The sequence below is a fragment of the Flavobacterium sp. genome (assembly GCF_035299245.1).
In the GTDB taxonomy this organism is placed as follows: domain Bacteria; phylum Bacteroidota; class Bacteroidia; order Flavobacteriales; family Flavobacteriaceae; genus Flavobacterium.
This window is the reverse complement of sequence record NZ_DATGWY010000015.1, coordinates 85,315-101,375: the sequence shown is the minus strand read 5'-3', so window position 1 is coordinate 101,375 and position 16,061 is coordinate 85,315. Positions and strand designations below refer to the sequence as shown.

General features: G+C 34.6%; 22 protein-coding genes. 2 read left to right on the top strand and 20 right to left on the bottom strand.

Annotated features, from left to right (window positions below):
* Positions 1–3: 3 nt before the first annotated feature.
* The 20 genes from rplF to rpsL all read right to left on the bottom strand — a co-directional run bounded on the left by rplF (position 4) and on the right by rpsL (position 10,837).
* Positions 4–546: a 50S ribosomal protein L6 gene (rplF, locus tag VK161_RS11160; protein WP_324214863.1), complete on the bottom strand. Its 543-nt coding sequence runs from the start codon at positions 544–546 to the stop codon at positions 4–6.
* Positions 547–560: 14 nt separating this feature from the next.
* The gene (gene rpsH, locus VK161_RS11155; protein ID WP_324214862.1) at positions 561–959 is read right to left on the bottom strand and encodes a 30S ribosomal protein S8; all 399 of its coding nucleotides are present in this window, start codon (positions 957–959) and stop codon (positions 561–563) included.
* A 140-nt stretch (positions 960–1,099) separates the two neighbouring features.
* On the bottom strand, positions 1,100–1,369 hold the full coding sequence (gene rpsN / locus VK161_RS11150; RefSeq protein ID WP_014085011.1) for a 30S ribosomal protein S14: 270 nt from the start codon (positions 1,367–1,369) through the stop codon (positions 1,100–1,102).
* A 3-nt stretch (positions 1,370–1,372) separates the two neighbouring features.
* The gene (gene rplE / locus VK161_RS11145; RefSeq protein WP_324214861.1) at positions 1,373–1,924 is read right to left on the bottom strand and encodes a 50S ribosomal protein L5; all 552 of its coding nucleotides are present in this window, start codon (positions 1,922–1,924) and stop codon (positions 1,373–1,375) included.
* Between the two features lie 2 nt (positions 1,925–1,926).
* Complete coding sequence (gene rplX / locus VK161_RS11140) at positions 1,927–2,241, bottom strand: 50S ribosomal protein L24 (protein ID WP_324214899.1); 315 nt, start codon at positions 2,239–2,241, stop codon at positions 1,927–1,929.
* Positions 2,242–2,252: 11 nt separating this feature from the next.
* Positions 2,253–2,621 carry a 50S ribosomal protein L14 gene (gene rplN, locus VK161_RS11135; protein WP_007803649.1) on the bottom strand — a complete coding sequence of 123 codons (369 nt, stop codon included), beginning with the start codon at positions 2,619–2,621 and terminating at the stop codon, positions 2,253–2,255.
* Positions 2,622–2,623: 2 nt separating this feature from the next.
* Positions 2,624–2,881 carry a 30S ribosomal protein S17 gene (gene rpsQ, locus VK161_RS11130; protein ID WP_023570336.1) on the bottom strand — a complete coding sequence of 86 codons (258 nt, stop codon included), beginning with the start codon at positions 2,879–2,881 and terminating at the stop codon, positions 2,624–2,626.
* 13 nt (positions 2,882–2,894) lie between these two features.
* On the bottom strand, positions 2,895–3,083 hold the full coding sequence (gene rpmC / locus VK161_RS11125; protein WP_324214860.1) for a 50S ribosomal protein L29: 189 nt from the start codon (positions 3,081–3,083) through the stop codon (positions 2,895–2,897).
* Positions 3,084–3,095: 12 nt separating this feature from the next.
* Positions 3,096–3,515 carry a 50S ribosomal protein L16 gene (gene rplP, locus VK161_RS11120; RefSeq protein ID WP_324214859.1) on the bottom strand — a complete coding sequence of 140 codons (420 nt, stop codon included), beginning with the start codon at positions 3,513–3,515 and terminating at the stop codon, positions 3,096–3,098.
* Positions 3,516–3,534: 19 nt separating this feature from the next.
* The gene (gene rpsC / locus VK161_RS11115; RefSeq protein ID WP_324214858.1) at positions 3,535–4,278 is read right to left on the bottom strand and encodes a 30S ribosomal protein S3; all 744 of its coding nucleotides are present in this window, start codon (positions 4,276–4,278) and stop codon (positions 3,535–3,537) included.
* Between the two features lie 8 nt (positions 4,279–4,286).
* Complete coding sequence (gene rplV, locus VK161_RS11110; protein ID WP_324214857.1) at positions 4,287–4,697, bottom strand: 50S ribosomal protein L22; 411 nt, start codon at positions 4,695–4,697, stop codon at positions 4,287–4,289.
* Between the two features lie 6 nt (positions 4,698–4,703).
* Positions 4,704–4,982 carry a 30S ribosomal protein S19 gene (rpsS, locus tag VK161_RS11105; RefSeq protein WP_007136562.1) on the bottom strand — a complete coding sequence of 93 codons (279 nt, stop codon included), beginning with the start codon at positions 4,980–4,982 and terminating at the stop codon, positions 4,704–4,706.
* A 10-nt stretch (positions 4,983–4,992) separates the two neighbouring features.
* Complete coding sequence (gene rplB / locus VK161_RS11100; protein WP_324214856.1) at positions 4,993–5,817, bottom strand: 50S ribosomal protein L2; 825 nt, start codon at positions 5,815–5,817, stop codon at positions 4,993–4,995.
* Between the two features lie 9 nt (positions 5,818–5,826).
* A complete protein-coding gene (gene rplW / locus VK161_RS11095) occupies positions 5,827–6,117 on the bottom strand; it encodes a 50S ribosomal protein L23 (RefSeq protein ID WP_324214855.1) in 291 nt (96 codons plus the stop codon).
* Between the two features lie 6 nt (positions 6,118–6,123).
* On the bottom strand, positions 6,124–6,753 hold the full coding sequence (gene rplD, locus VK161_RS11090) for a 50S ribosomal protein L4 (RefSeq protein WP_324214854.1): 630 nt from the start codon (positions 6,751–6,753) through the stop codon (positions 6,124–6,126).
* Positions 6,753–7,370 (bottom strand): 50S ribosomal protein L3, encoded by a 618-nt coding sequence (gene rplC, locus VK161_RS11085; protein ID WP_324214853.1) that lies wholly within the window; start codon positions 7,368–7,370, stop codon positions 6,753–6,755. The genes rplD and rplC overlap by 1 nt, the downstream gene beginning before the upstream one ends.
* 97 nt (positions 7,371–7,467) lie before the next feature.
* The gene (rpsJ, locus tag VK161_RS11080; RefSeq protein WP_023579610.1) at positions 7,468–7,773 is read right to left on the bottom strand and encodes a 30S ribosomal protein S10; all 306 of its coding nucleotides are present in this window, start codon (positions 7,771–7,773) and stop codon (positions 7,468–7,470) included.
* An 11-nt stretch (positions 7,774–7,784) separates the two neighbouring features.
* Positions 7,785–9,941, bottom strand: a complete 2,157-nt coding sequence (fusA, locus tag VK161_RS11075; RefSeq protein WP_324214852.1) for an elongation factor G — start codon at positions 9,939–9,941, stop codon at positions 7,785–7,787.
* Positions 9,942–9,951: 10 nt separating this feature from the next.
* Positions 9,952–10,428: a 30S ribosomal protein S7 gene (rpsG, locus tag VK161_RS11070; RefSeq protein WP_324214851.1), complete on the bottom strand. Its 477-nt coding sequence runs from the start codon at positions 10,426–10,428 to the stop codon at positions 9,952–9,954.
* A gap of 25 nt (positions 10,429–10,453) precedes the next feature.
* Positions 10,454–10,837 (bottom strand): 30S ribosomal protein S12, encoded by a 384-nt coding sequence (rpsL, locus tag VK161_RS11065; protein ID WP_293874503.1) that lies wholly within the window; start codon positions 10,835–10,837, stop codon positions 10,454–10,456.
* A gap of 280 nt (positions 10,838–11,117) precedes the next feature.
* Between rpsL and VK161_RS11060 the strand changes: the two genes are divergently transcribed.
* Positions 11,118–12,764, top strand: a complete 1,647-nt coding sequence (locus VK161_RS11060; protein WP_324214850.1) for a ShlB/FhaC/HecB family hemolysin secretion/activation protein — start codon at positions 11,118–11,120, stop codon at positions 12,762–12,764.
* Positions 12,765–12,857: 93 nt separating this feature from the next.
* On the top strand, positions 12,858–16,046 hold the full coding sequence (locus tag VK161_RS11055) for a SusC/RagA family TonB-linked outer membrane protein (RefSeq protein WP_324214849.1): 3,189 nt from the start codon (positions 12,858–12,860) through the stop codon (positions 16,044–16,046).
* Positions 16,047–16,061: the final 15 nt, after the last annotated feature.

The window sequence follows — 16,061 nt, the reverse complement described above, 5'->3', positions numbered from 1 at the left end:
TTTTTAAGCTGATTTACCTGCTTTTCTTCTTAACTCTTCTCCTACAAACTTGATACCTTTACCTTTGTATGGCTCTGGTTTACGGAAACCTCTAATTTTAGCCGTAATTTGACCTAAAAGTTGTTTGTCATGTGACGTAAGTTTTACGATAGGATTTTTACCTTTCTCAGAAATGGTTTCCAAGGTAACTTCTGGAGCTACTTCTAAAACAATATTGTGAGAAAAACCTAAAGCCAAATCAAGTTTTTGACCTTGATTAGACGCTCTATATCCAACACCTACTAATTCTAACTCATTTGTGAAACCTGTAGATACACCTAAAATCATGTTATTGATTAATGATCTGTATAAACCGTGTTTCGCTCTATGATCTTTACTATCAGAAGGTCGTTCAACAATAACTTGACCTTCTTCAACTTTTACTGTTACATCTGCGTAATCTTGTATAAGTTGACCTAATTTTCCTTTTACAGTAACTGTGTTTTCGTTAACATCAACAGTTACACCTGCAGGAATTGAAATTGGATTTTTACCTATTCTTGACATTGTTTAACTGTTTTTTAGTATACGTAACAAATTACTTCTCCACCTACATTTAATTGCTTAGCTTGTTTTCCTGTCATCAAACCTTTTGATGTAGAAACGATAGCAATTCCTAATCCGTTAAGGATTCTAGGTAACTTTGAAGCACCTGCGTACTTACGTAAACCTGGTTTACTAATTCTTTGGATATCTTTAATTACTGACTCTTTAGTATCTTTATCATACTTAAGAGCGATTTTGATAGTTCCTTGAACGGTACTATCATCAAATTTGTAGCTTAAGATATATCCTTGATCGAATAAAATCTTTGTGATTTCTTTTTTCAAGTTAGATGCTGGAATTTCAACCACTTTGTGATTGGCTCTCACTGCATTTCTAACTCTCGTAAGATAATCTGCAATTGGATCTGTATACATATTTATTAAATTGTGGCAACGGTTTTCAACAGAACTATTCTACTGAACCTGAAGCCATTAAACTCTTATTTTAAAGCAGATAATTGCACGTTCCCGGCAAAAATCCGGCAAATGTACAATTATCTGCTGAAATATACTAACTACCAGCTAGCTTTTTTTACACCTGGAATTAATCCTTGGTTAGCCATTTCACGGAAAGTTACACGTGAAATACCGAATTGACGCATATACCCTCTTGGTCTTCCTGTTAATTTGCAACGGTTGTGCAAACGAACTGGTGAAGCATTTTTCGGTAATTTTTGTAGGCCTTCATAATCTCCAGCTTCTAATAAAGCTTTTCTTTTTTCAGCATACTTTGCTACCGTTTTTTCTCTTTTCACCTCGCGGGCTTTCATTGATTCTTTAGCCATATCTTAATTCTTTTTAAAAGGTAAACCTAATTCTGCTAATAATGATTTTGCTTCTGTATCTGTGCTTGCAGTAGTAACAAAAGTAATGTCCATACCTGATATTTTGTTTACTTTATCAATATCAATTTCTGGGAAAATGATTTGCTCCAAAACACCTAAGTTGTAATTACCTCTACCGTCAAAACCAGTTGACTTAATTCCGCTAAAATCTCTAACTCGTGGTAAAGCTGAAGTAATAAGTCTATCTAAAAACTCATACATTCTTTCACCTCTAAGAGTTACTTTAGCACCAATCGGCATTCCTTTTCTTAGTTTGAATGACGCTACGTCTTTTTTGGAGATAGTTGCTACTGCTTTTTGACCTGTAATTTTTGTTAGTTCTTCTACTGCGTAGTCCACTAATTTTTTATCAGATACAGCTGCACCTACTCCACGGCTAATAACAATTTTTTCCAATTTAGGAACTTGCATTACGTTTTTGTAGCCGAACTCTTCTTTAAGAGCAGCAATTACTCTACTCTTATATTCTTCCTTTAGTCTAGGTATATATGCCATAACTATAATACTTGATTAGATTTTTTTGAAAATCTCACTTTCTTATCTCCTTCCACACGTACTCCTGTTTTTGTAGCTTCTTTAGATTTTGGATCTATTAAAGACAAATTAGAAATATGAATTGGAGCTTCTTTCTTCACGATTCCACCTTGAGGGTTTTTAGCACTTGGTTTAGTGTGTTTAGACACCATATTAGTACCTTCAACAATCGCTTTGTTATTCTCACGGTCAACTTTAAGAACTTTACCTTCAGCACCTTTATGGTCACCAGCAATAACTCTTACTACGTCGCCTGATTTGATTTTTAACTTTGTCATCATTAATCGAATTAAAGCACTTCAGGTGCTAATGATACAATTTTCATGAATTGTTTTTCACGAAGTTCTCTGGCAACCGGACCAAAAACACGAGTTCCTCTCATTTCACCTGCAGCATTCAACAATACACATGCGTTATCATCGAATCTGATATAAGATCCATCAGCTCTTCTCACTTCTTTTTTGGTACGTACAACAACTGCAGTTGAAACAGCACCTTTTTTTACGTTTCCGTTTGGTGTTGCGTCTTTAATTGAAACTACAATTTTATCTCCAACAGAGGCATAACGACGTTTCGTTCCTCCTAAAACACGGATAGTCAAAACTTCTTTTGCTCCTGTGTTATCTGCTACTTTTAATCTTGATTCCTGTTGTACCATAACTATTTCGCTCTTTCAATGATTTCAACTAATCTCCAACATTTAGATTTTGATAAAGGTCGTGTTTCCATGATCTTTACTGTATCACCAATGTTACAGTCGTTTGTTTCGTCGTGTGCAACGTATTTTTTAGTTTTTAACACGAACTTACCGTATAAAGGGTGTTTTACTCTACGAGTTTCAGAAACAACAATAGATTTTTCCATTTTGTTACTGGTTACAACACCAATTCTTTCTTTTCTTAAATTTCTTTTTTCCATCTTTTCAGCGAGATTATAGTTCTCTTTTGCTTAATTCAGTTGCCAATCTTGCTACCGATCTTCTTACAAATTTAATCTGTAATGGGTTTTGGATTGGTGAAATCGCGTGAGCCGTTCTTAGTTCGGCATATGTTTTTTTTAACTGACTAAGTTTTTCTTGTAACTCAGCTGTAGACAGACCAATAATTTCTGATTGTTTCATAATTTATAGATATTATGCTTCGAAATCTCTAGCAACAACAAACTTAGTTTTAACTGGAAGCTTTTGAGCAGCTAAGCGTAACGCTTCTTTAGCTACTGACAAAGGCACACCTCCAACTTCAAACATAATTCTTCCGGGTTTAACAACGGCAGCCCAATATTCAACGGCTCCTTTACCTTTACCCATACGTACTTCAAGAGGTTTCTTTGTTATAGGTTTATCTGGGAAAATGTTGATCCATAATTGACCTTCTCTTTTCATAAAACGAGTAGCAGCAATACGAGCTGCTTCGATTTGGCGAGAAGTTAAAAATGCTGAATCCAACGATTTGATTCCAAACATTCCACTCGAAAGCATGTGTCCTCTTTGAGCAACACCTTTCATTCTACCTTTTTGTACCTTACGGTATTTTGTTCTTTTAGGCTGTAACATTTTTCTTTAATTTAAAAAATTACTTTCTTTTACGAGGGTTTGATTTACCATTTGGTTTTCCTCCTCTTGGAGCATCACCACCTTTACCTGCAGAAGCTTGTTTTTTATCCATTCCAACAAGTGGAGATAAATCACGTTTTCCGTAAACTTCACCTTTCATGATCCATACTTTGATACCCATTCTACCATATGTAGTGTGAGCTTCACCAAGAGCATAATCAATATCGGCTCTGAAAGTTGATAGAGGAATTCTACCTTCTTTGAACATTTCAGAACGTGCCATTTCAGCACCATTCAAACGACCTGAAATCATCACTTTGATACCTTCTGCATTCATACGCATTGCTGCTGCGATAGCCATTTTAATAGCTCTTCTGTATGAAATACGACTTTCAATTTGACGAGCGATACTTGTTGCAACTAAATAAGCATCTAACTCTGGTCTTTTAATTTCAAAGATGTTGATTTGAACCTCTTTGTCAGTAATTTTCTTAAGCTCTTCTTTCAACTTGTCTACCTCTTGACCGCCTTTACCAATAATGATACCTGGACGAGCCGTAGTGATAGTAACGGTTACAAGTTTCAAAGTTCTCTCGATGATTACTTTCGATACACTAGCTTTTGATAAACGAGCGTGGATGTACTTTCTGATTTTGTGATCTTCAGCGATTTTGTCACCGTAGTCATTACCACCATACCAGTTTGAATCCCATCCTCTAATGATACCAAGGCGATTTCCAATTGGATTTGTCTTTTGTCCCATACTGTTTATTAATTACTTTGTGTGTTATCTAATTGTCCTAATACGATAGTAACGTGGTTAGAACGTTTTCTAATTCTGTGTGCTCTTCCTTGTGGAGCTGGGCGAAGTCTTTTCAACATCATTCCACCATCTACAGTGATTGTTTTAACAAATAAGCCTGCTTCTGCAACATTACCTTCACTATTTTTTTGCTCCCAATTGTTGATTGCAGATAATAATAGTTTCTCTAATTTGCGTGAAGCTTCTTTTGAGCTAAATCTTAAAATATTTAAAGCTCTTTCCACTTTCTGACCTCTTACCAAGTCTGCTACTAAGCGCATTTTTCTAGGCGAAGTAGGGCAGTTATTCAATTTCGCGAAAGCAATAGACTTATTAGCCTCTTTTCTCGCATCTGCTGTTTCTCTTTTACGAACTCCCATTGCTTCTTATTTTTTACCTTTATTTTTTGCTCCAGCGTGACCTCTAAAAGATCGTGTTGGTGAAAATTCTCCTAATTTGTGTCCTACCATGTTCTCAGTTACATAAACTGGAACAAATTGACGACCATTGTGAACTGCGATAGTTTGCCCAACGAAATCTGGTGTAATCATAGAAGCTCTAGACCAAGTCTTAACAACTCCTTTATTTCCTCCAGCTATATTTTCTTGAACTTTTTTATCTAATTTATAGTGTACAAAAGGTCCTTTTTTTAATGAACGTGCCATGTCTATCTAATTATTTCTTTCTGCGTTCAACAATATACTTATTACTCGGGTTAACTTTAGAACGAGTTCTATACCCTTTTGCAGGAAGACCTTTTCTAGAGCGTGGGTGACCTCCAGAAGAACGTCCTTCTCCACCACCCATTGGGTGATCAACAGGGTTCATTGCAACTGGTCTTGTTCTTGGTCTTCTTCCTAACCATCTACTTCTACCTGCTTTACCAGATACAATTAATTGGTGATCAGAATTTGAAACTGCTCCAATAGTTGCAGTACAAGTTAACAAGATTAATCTTGTTTCACCTGAAGGCATTTTAATTGTAGCATATTTTCCGTCTCTCGCCATTAACTGAGCAAAAGTACCTGCACTTCTAGCGATTGTAGCACCTTGACCTGGACGTAATTCAATACAAGAAATAACAGTTCCTAAAGGAATTTTACTTAATGGTAATGAATTTCCAATTTCTGGAGCCGCATCTTCACCAGATACAACAGTTTGCCCAACTTGTAAACCATTCTGAGCAATAATGTACGTTTTTTCTCCATCAGCATACCAAAGTAATGCGATAAAAGCCGTTCTGTTTGGATCGTACTCGATAGATTTTACTGTAGCAGGAATTCCAGCTTTAGTTCTTTTAAAATCAATGATACGATACTTTTGTTTGTGACCACCGCCTGTATAACGCATGGTCATTTTTCCTTGACTATTTCTACCTCCTGAGTTATTTTTCGGTGCGATTAATGAACGCTCCGGCTTATCAGTTGTAATGGCGTCAAAACCATTCACAACTCTAAAACGCTGACCCGGGGTAATAGGTTTTAATTTTCTTACTGACATCTTATACTTCTAGATATTGTTGTAAAAATCGATTGTTTCTCCTTCTTGTACTTGTACAATTGCTTTTTTGTAAGCAGCTGTCTTTCCACTGATTAAACCACTTTTAGTGTATTTAGTTGATCGATCTGGTCTTACGTTCATTGTATTAATTGCTACAATATTTACTCCATAAGCTGCTTCAATAGCTTTCTTAATTTGTATTTTGTTAGCTCTTCTGTCAACAACGAAACCAAAGCGATTTGAAATTTCACTTTCTTTGGTTATTTTTTCAGTAATTATAGGTTTAATTATGATACTCATGGCCTATTACTTGCTTAAATTTTCTTCAATTCCTTCTAAAGAACCCTCTAAAAGCACTAAATTATTCGCGTTTAAAATTGCGTAAGTGCTTAATTCCGAGTTAGTTACCACGTTAGAAGCCTTTAAATTGCGTGACGACAAATATACATTTTTATTTGAATCGCCCAACACTATTAAAGATTTTTTATTTTCTAATCCTAAAGCACCTAAAAATGAAATGAATTTTTTAGTACTTGGAGCTTCGAATGTAAAATCTTCAACGACTACCAAATTGTTTTCTTTTGCTTTTAAAGAGAAGGCTGATTTACGAGCCAAACGCTTTAAACTTTTGTTCAATTTGAAAGAGTAGCTTCTTGGTCTAGGTCCGAAAATCGTACCACCACCTTTGAAAACTGGACTTTTTGCACTACCTGCACGAGCGGTACCAGTTCCTTTTTGTTTTTTAATCTTGCGCGTACTACCAGCAACTTCAGCTCTTTCTTTAGCTTTGTGAGTTCCTTGTCTTTGATTTGCTAAGTATTGCTTAACATCAAGATACACTGCGTGATTATTTGGTTCTATACCAAATACTGAATCCGAAAGTTGTACTTTTCTTCCAGTTTCTTTTCCGTTGATATCTAAAACTTTTACTTCCATTACTTCTGAATGATTACATAAGAGTTTTTGTGTCCAGGAATCGCTCCTTTAATCACAAGCAAATTCTTTTCAGAAACTACTTTCAAAACTCTAAGATTTTGTACTTTAACATTTTCGCCTCCCATTCTTCCAGCCATACGCATTCCTTTGAATACTCTAGATGGATAAGAAGAAGCTCCTACAGAACCTGGCGCTCTTAAACGGTTATGTTGACCATGCGTTGCTTGTCCAACTCCACCAAATCCGTGACGTTTAACAACACCTTGAAAACCTTTACCTTTGGACACACCTTGTACATCCACAAATTCACCTTCGCTGAATACATCCACAGTGATGTTATCACCTAATTTGTACTCTTCTTCAAATCCTTGGAATTCAACGACTTTTTTCTTAGCAGAAGTACCCGCTTTTTTAAAGTGACCTAAGTCTGCTTTAGTAGCATGTTTTTCTGTTTTGTCATCGAAACCAAGTTGAAGAGCTTCATACCCGTCAACCTCTTTGGTTCTGACTTGGGTAACGACACAAGGTCCAGCTTCGATTACAGTACAAGGAATATTTTTCCCGTTCTCATCGAAAATACTGGTCATGCCGATTTTTCTTCCAATTAACCCAGACATAATTATTATTTATTGATTATTAAAAATAGTGATTTGTAATTAGCAAATAGTGATTAGTTAAAACCAACCACCATTCACTTTTACCAATAACTGAAACTTATACTTTAATTTCTACTTCTACACCACTTGGCAACTCTAATTTCATAAGAGCATCAATTGTTTTTGAAGAAGAACTGTAGATATCTAACAATCTCTTGTAAGAACTCACTTCAAATTGCTCTCTTGATTTTTTGTTAACGTGTGGAGAACGCAACACAGTAAAAATCTTTTTGTGAGTTGGTAACGGAATTGGACCAGTTACCACTGCACCTGTACTTTTTACAGTTTTTACAATCTTTTCAGCTGATTTATCAACCAACATGTGATCGTAAGACTTTAATTTTATTCTAATTTTTTGACTCATCTTGTTAAAAATTAAGCGTTACCTTTTGCTTTTTTGATTACTTCTTCAGAAATGTTTGAAGGAGTTTGTTCGTAGTGTGAAAATTCCATTGTAGAAGTTGCTCTACCAGACGAAAGTGTTCTTAATGTAGTCACATAACCAAACATTTCCGATAATGGAACGTGAGCTTTGATGGTTTTTGCACCAGCTCTATCACCCATATCATTCACTTGACCTCTTCTTCTATTCAAATCTCCCACGATATCACCCATATTTTCTTCAGGAGTAATCACTTCGATTTTCATAATTGGCTCAAGGATAACCGCACCTGCAGCTTTTGCCACTTCTTTATAACCCATTTTCGCAGCTAATTCGAAAGAAAGAGCATCTGAATCCACTGGGTGATACGAACCGTCTAACAAAGTTACTTTTAAGCTATCTACAGTATATCCAGCTAATGGACCTGTCTTCATAGCTTCTTTGAAACCTTTTTCAACAGCAGGAATGTATTCTTTAGGTACGTTACCACCTTTAACTTCATTAACAAACTGTAATCCAACTGGAGTTTTACCATCCACTTCGTCAGCCGGCTCTAAACGGAACACAATGTCACCGAATTTACCACGACCACCCGATTGTTTCTTGTACACCTCTCTGTGTTGTGCTGATTTTGTAAATGCTTCTTTGTACTCAACTTGAGGCTCACCTTGGTTTACTTCAACTTTGAATTCACGTTTCATACGATCCACAAGGATGTCTAAGTGTAACTCACCCATACCTGAAATAATCGTTTGACCTGAAGCTTCATCAGTTCTTACAGTAAATGTTGGATCTTCTTCAGCTAATTTTGCTAAAGCCATACCCATTTTATCCACGTCAGCCTTAGTTTTAGGCTCGATAGCGATACCAATTACTGGATCAGGGAATTTCATTGACTCTAGAATAATTGGGTGTTTTTCATCACACATTGTATCTCCAGTCTTGATATCTTTAAATCCAACTGCTGCTCCAATATCACCTGCTTCGATGTATTCGATTGGGTTTTGCTTGTTAGCGTGCATTTGGTAGATACGAGAAATTCTTTCTTTGTTTCCAGAACGTGTATTCAAGATATACGAACCAGCATCTAAACGCCCTGAGTAAGCACGGAAGAAAGCTAAACGACCTACGTAAGGGTCAGTAGCGATTTTGAATGCTAAAGCAGCGAATGGCTCTTTTACATCAGGACGACGTAATATTTTGGTTTGATCTTCTTCTAATAAATCAGCATCATCAGGATGAATACCTTCGATACCTTCTTTATCTAAAGGAGAAGGTAAATATTTACAAACTGCGTCCAACATAAATTGAACTCCTTTGTTTTTAAATGAAGAACCAGCAATCATAGGAATGATAGCCATATCAATTGTAGCAGCTCTTAAAGCAGCATTGATTTCTTCTTCAGTAATTGAATTTTCATCTTCCATGTATTTATCAAGAAGACTTTCATCGTAAGTTGCAATCTCCTCGATAAGGATTGAACGATAATGTTTTACATCATCCACCATGTCAGCAGGAATATCAACAATATCAAAAGTTGCTCCTTGAGTAGCATCATGCCAAACAATTGCTTGGTTTTTTACTAAGTCAACCACACCTTTGAAATCATTTTCTTCACCAATTGGCAAAGTGATAGCAACTGCGTTTGATTTCAACATGTCTTTCACTTGTTGACAAACGTTTAAGAAATTAGATCCTTGACGGTCCATTTTATTAACGAATCCCATACGAGGCACTCTATATTGATCCGCTAATCTCCAGTTAGTTTCTGATTGAGGCTCAACACCATCAACCGCACTAAACAAAAATACTAAACCGTCCAATACACGCAACGAACGGTTTACCTCTACGGTAAAGTCAACGTGCCCAGGAGTATCAATAATGTTAAAGTGATAGGGTTTTGATTCTGGTAAAATATTACCTTGTTGAGTTGGAAAATTCCACTCACAAGTTGTTGCCGCAGAAGTAATAGTAATACCTCTTTCTTGCTCTTGTGCCATCCAGTCCATTGTTGCAGCACCGTCGTGTACTTCACCAATTTTGTGCGACTTTCCAGTATAGAATAATATACGCTCAGTAGTTGTAGTCTTTCCTGCATCAATGTGAGCAGCGATACCAATATTTCTTGTGTATTTTAAATCTCTAGCCATTTCTTATGAATTAAAATCTAAAGTGAGAGAATGCTTTATTCGCATCTGCCATTTTGTGAGTATCCATTCTTTTCTTAACTGCTGCACCTTCTTCTTTAGCTGCTGCTAAAATTTCACCTGCTAGTTTAGAAGCCATTGATTTTTCGTTTCTTCTTCTTGCATAAAGAATCATCCATTTCATAGCCATAGAGATTTTTCTATCTGGACGAATTTGCATTGGAATTTGGAATGTAGCTCCACCTACTCTGCGACTACGCACTTCTACGTGAGGCATAACATTAGTTAAAGCATCTTTCCATACTTCTAATGACGATTTCTCATCATTGTTCTTTTTTGTCTCTACAATCTCTAAAGCATCATAAAATACTTTGAAAGCTGTAGATTTCTTACCATCCCACATTAAGTTGTTTACAAAACGTGTTACTAACTGATCGTTAAATTTTGGATCTGGTAAAAGTGGTCTTTTCTTTGCCGCTCTTTTTCTCATGTCTTTTCTTTAAAAGTTTTTAAAATTACTTTTTAGCTTCTTTTGGGCGTTTAGCACCGTACTTAGATCTTCTTTGTGTTCTTCCTGCTACACCTGATGTATCAAGCGCACCACGCACAATGTGGTATCTAACTCCTGGTAAATCTTTTACCCTTCCGCCTCGCACTAATACTATCGAGTGCTCTTGTAGATTGTGTCCTTCTCCTGGGATGTAAGCATTCACTTCATTTCCATTAGTCAAACGCACACGCGCAACTTTACGCATTGCAGAGTTTGGTTTTTTTGGAGTAGTAGTGTAAACACGCGTACAAACACCTCTTCTTTGAGGACAAGAATCTAAAGCAACCGATTTACTCTTCTTAGTGACTTGAGTTCTTCCTGTTCTTACTAATTGTTGAATTGTTGGCATAATTAAATACTAAAATTTCTTTATTTATTAAATTCCCGCTTTTTTCGGGGTTGCAAATGTAGTAATTATTTTTAATAAAAAAAATCATAATTAATTAATTTTCAAGAACATTTCTGAACAACTCAAAAAATATATTAAACTGTGAATATTTGCGTTATTTTTACAATCCAACAAACTAAAAAATAAATTATCCTTTAGCCCCGATGGTATCAAACGGTCGTGCTTTGCTAATAGTGAGAAAATAAATTAAAAATAAAAGCCAAACCATTCGCTCAAAAAAATGAAAAAACTTTTTGTACTTATTATTTCATTGTACCACCTAACTGGTTTTGGGCAAAATTATTATTTGACCGTAACTGGATTAAAAGAAAACGAGACAAAAACGATTGATTCGATAGGTTATCAGCAAAAGTTCACGAAAGAGAGTCTAATTCTTGACGAAGTAAATCAACTTACAGAACAACTTCAAAAAAAAGGATATTTAGAATGTCAAATCATTTCCAATTCAAAAGCCAACGACTCCACTCATCATTATCAATTTGAATTAAAAAAACGCATTGATTTTATTCATATATATATAGGTGACAAATGGAAGCTTATTTCGGAGACAAAGTCTGACACAATAAAAATGCGCTTTCACGAAAGTGAAACTTACTTAATAAATATTTCTAAGAAAATTGAAAATAAGGGATTCTCTATTTCAAAAGTGCAGTTGAAGAACATCACAAAGAAAAACAACAGCTTGATTGCCGAATTGTTTATTGAGTTAGACACAAAAAGAGTAGTTAACAACATCATAATAAATGGATACGATAAATTTCCAGAAGGCTTTAAGAAGAATATTTTAAAAAAGCACAGAAACAAAACATTCAACAAAGAGAGTTTAGAAAAAATAAGCAATGATTTTAAAAGTATTTCATTTGTCAAACAGACTAAATATCCTGAGATATTATTCAATCCTGACACCACAAAGGTATATGTGTACATTGAGAAGAAAAAAAATAATTATTTTGATGGCTTTCTGGGGTTTAGTAATTCTGATAAAAAATTGATATTAAATGGCTATGTAGATTTAAGCCTTAATAACATTTTAAATACCGGTGATGAGTTTTCAATTAAATGGAGAAGCGACGGAAAAGACCAAAAAAATTTCAACTTAGACATTGAACTACCATTTGTATTCAAAAGTCCAATTGGCTTAAAATTACAACTCAATATTTTTAAACAAGACAGCACTTTTCAAAACTCAAAAACCGACATTAATCTGGGCTATTACCTGAACAATAAAAGCAAAATCTACGTAGGCTATCAAAGTACAGAGTCAAGCGACATCGGAAATCTTAATTCAACTTTACTCAACGATTTCAATAATTACTTTTTCACCTCGAGCTTTGATTTTAAAAACTCAAAAGAAGATCTGTTATTTCCTGAAAAATCAAGTTTAAATCTTAAAATTGGTTACGGAAAAAGAGAATCAAAAATTGATTCAAGCAATCAATTTTCTGGAAGCATCAACTTTAATTATGTTTTAGATCTAAATAAAAAAAACAGCTTGTACGTTTCCAGCCACAATTACTTCTTGCAAAGTGATAGCTACTTAATTAATGAATTATTTCGATTCGGAGGAATTAAGTCAATCAGAGGATTTAAAGAAAATAGTTTACAAGGTAGTCAAGCTAACTTAATTCTTACTGAATACCGCTATCGATTTTCTCCAAATTTTTACATGCATTCTATAGTTGATTATGGATATTATAAGGACAATTCTACTGAATCAAGCAACAATCCGTTAGGTGTTGGAATTGGATTCGGTTTGCTAAACAATGGTGGTAAACTCAATTTTATTTATGCTAATGGAATTGATAACAAGCAAGTTGTAAAATTATCAAATTCAATTATTCACATAAGTTTTAAAAGTTATTTCTGAATAATTCTGTTAAATTTAATTTTTTTTCAATATATGATTGGTTTATTAAGATTTTTTTAAGATTTTTGTTTAACTAATTCAAACCAAAAAATAATGAAAACAAAGTTTAATTTATTTCTAACACTACTTATGGTGTTTTTTGTGCAAATTACATTTGCACAAGACAGGGTTGTTTCTGGTGTAGTATCAGACAATCTTGGTTTACCTTTACCTGGGGTAAACGTTCTTATTAAAGGAACAAAAACAGGTGTTCAGACTGATATTGATGGCAAGTATGCTATTAAAGCAAGTCCAAACCAAACATTAGTGTTTAGTTATGTCGGATTTAAAGAACAAGAAGCAAAAGCAAGTTCGACAAATCTTAACATTAAAATGGAATCCAATGCGGTTGAACTCGAAGGTGTTGTTGTTACAGCTTTAGGAGTAAAAAGACAGAAAAAGGCATTAGGGTATGCTACGTCGAATGTCTCCGGAAAAGATTTAACTGAGGTAAACAATACAAACCTTTTCGAGTCATTATCTGGTAAAGTAGCTGGAGTTGACATTACTGCTCCCGCTCAAGTCGGAGCTGCTTCAAAAGTTGTTATTCGTGGTTTTAATACCTTAGGTAACAGCTCACCTCTTTACATCGTTGATGGAACTCCAATTACAAACACTTCATCAAGTGGTATCGGAAACACTAGAAGCTTTGATGCTGGAAATGGAATCAGTGATATCGATCCTAACAACATTGAAACTATGACCATCTTAAAAGGAGCTGCTGCATCTGCATTGTATGGTTCAAGAGCCGGACAAGGTGTAATCGTTATTACAACTAAAAGCGCTAAAAACAAATCTAAAATCTCTGTAGAAACTAATCATTCTGCAGATTTTTCTGAGGTGGCTAGAGTTCCTCATTTACAAAACAGTTTTGGTCAAGGTTGGAATGGAAAATCATGGTCAAACTGGGCAGGTCAACCTGGAAACACAACAAGTAATGAAAATGGTTCATGGGGTCCAGCCTTCAATGGAGAAATTAGACCATGGGGATCAATTATTGACAATTCTCAGCTCATTAAACCTTACATTGCTCTTGAAGACAACTTCAAGGACTTTTTTGATAAAGGAAGTACATTTTCAAACAGTGTGAGAGTAAGCGGTGGAGGTGAAAATTCAAATTTTTCTGTTAGTTTTGCCGACGTTAATTCTGACGGTATTGTACCTACTAACTCTGACTCATTCAAAAGACAAACTTTTTCAGTTAATGGAGGTATGACAGGTCAAAAATTAAACTTCAAAGCTAGTCTTAATTATGTTAAAAAAGATCAAAATGCGGTTAACACTGGTCAAGGTGCTGATGCAGGAGAAGGAAATACCGCTACTCAAGAGCTTCTTCAAATACCAAGAGATGTAAGCATTGTAGATTTGGCGGATTACACAAATAATCCTTTCAACAATAACGACTACTACTTTACTCCATATGCAACCAATCCATATTGGGTTTTAAATGAAAACAAAACATTTATTGATGGTAATCGTTTTTATGGAAACACAAACATCTCATACAATTTTACCAAAAAATTATCTTTGAGCTATCAAATTGGAGGTGATTATAAAATGGAAAAAGTTAAATCGTATGGGGCTGTTGTGAAATATGCACCAAACACACCTCAATCGGATGGTGGTGCTAATGAGATAGTAGGTGGTGTAACCGAAACTTCAAATGAAACTGTTGAATACGATACAAACTTAATCTTAAATTACAGCACTGATTTAACAGAGGATATTACGATTTCACCTTTCATCGGATTCAATACTAATGAAAGAAAAAATTCAACTTTACAAGCAAGTATCACAAACTTAGATATACCTTATTTTTATGAGTTATCTAATTCTTCTGTCAAACCTGTTGTTTTTCAAAATGATTTATTAAGAAGATCCTATGGCGTTTTTGCTTCAGTTGAAACATCATATAAAAACAAATTGTTCTTAACTTTAACAGGAAGAAACGATTGGACATCTACTCTACCAAAGGGTTCAAACTCTTATTTTTACCCTTCTGTTAGTTTAAGTGGAATAGCTTATGACAACTCTTCAAGTAAATACTTAAATTATTTAAAATTAAGAGCTGCATATGCTAAGATAGCTAATGATACTGGAGCATATCAAGTTGAATCAGCATTAAGTCAAGGAAATGCAGGTTTAGGATTTGGTAATATTTTATTACCAATAGGAGGAGTTAACGGATATGAATTTAATGGAAATTTGGGTAATGCAAATTTAGTTCCTGAAATTACCACTGAACTTGAAGTTGGATTTGAAGCAAATTTTTTCTCTAAAAGATTTAACATAGACGCTTCATTTTATAACAAAAAAACAAGCGATTTATTAGCAAACATCCCTTTAGCTACTTCAACAGGATTTCAAACAAGAACAGCAAATATTCTTGATGTAACTAATAAAGGAATTGAATTATTAGTAAATATTATCCCAGTTAAAACAACCAACTTCCAATGGGATATTACTACAACTTTTACAAAAAACAGATCTGAAGTTACTGATATCATTGATGGGTTAGAAAAACTACAACTTGCATCAAATTATGCTGTAAGCTTCAATGCAATCAAAGGTCAACCTTTAGGTGTTTTTAGCGCTTTTACTCCAATGCAAAATGCAGCAGGCCAATACATTGTTGACGAAAACGGATATTACGTTGTAAGTGATGATGAGCAACAAATTGGAACTTCAGAAAGAGATTTCATTATGGGATTCAAAAACAGAATTTCTTATAAAAATGTTACATTATCTTTTGGAATTGATTGGAAGCAAGGTGGAGAAATGTATTCGTACACTAAACGTCTTTCTCATTTTACAGGAAATGGTATAGAAACTATTTACAATGATAGAAATCCTTTCATTATCCCTAACTCTGTTATTGATAATGGTGATGGTACTTACTCTGAAAACACAACTCCAATTACATTTGAGGGAATAACCGATTTTTACAATACTCAAAGTAACCCAGGAATTGAGCAAACTCACGTTATTGACAAAACATTTGTGAGACTTAGAGACTTGTCTTTCACATATAATTTTTCACAAAAATTATTAAAAGGAACTGGATTATCAAACACATCTATCAGTATATATGGCAAAAATTTAGCTTTATGGACACCTGATGAAAATCCATACATTGATCCTGAATTATCAACTTTCGGTACAGGTTTATTTAGTGAACAAGGAGAATTTGGAGCAAATCCATCTCAACGTTCATATGGTGTAAGTCTTAAATTAACATTCTAAAAATGAAAAAAATGA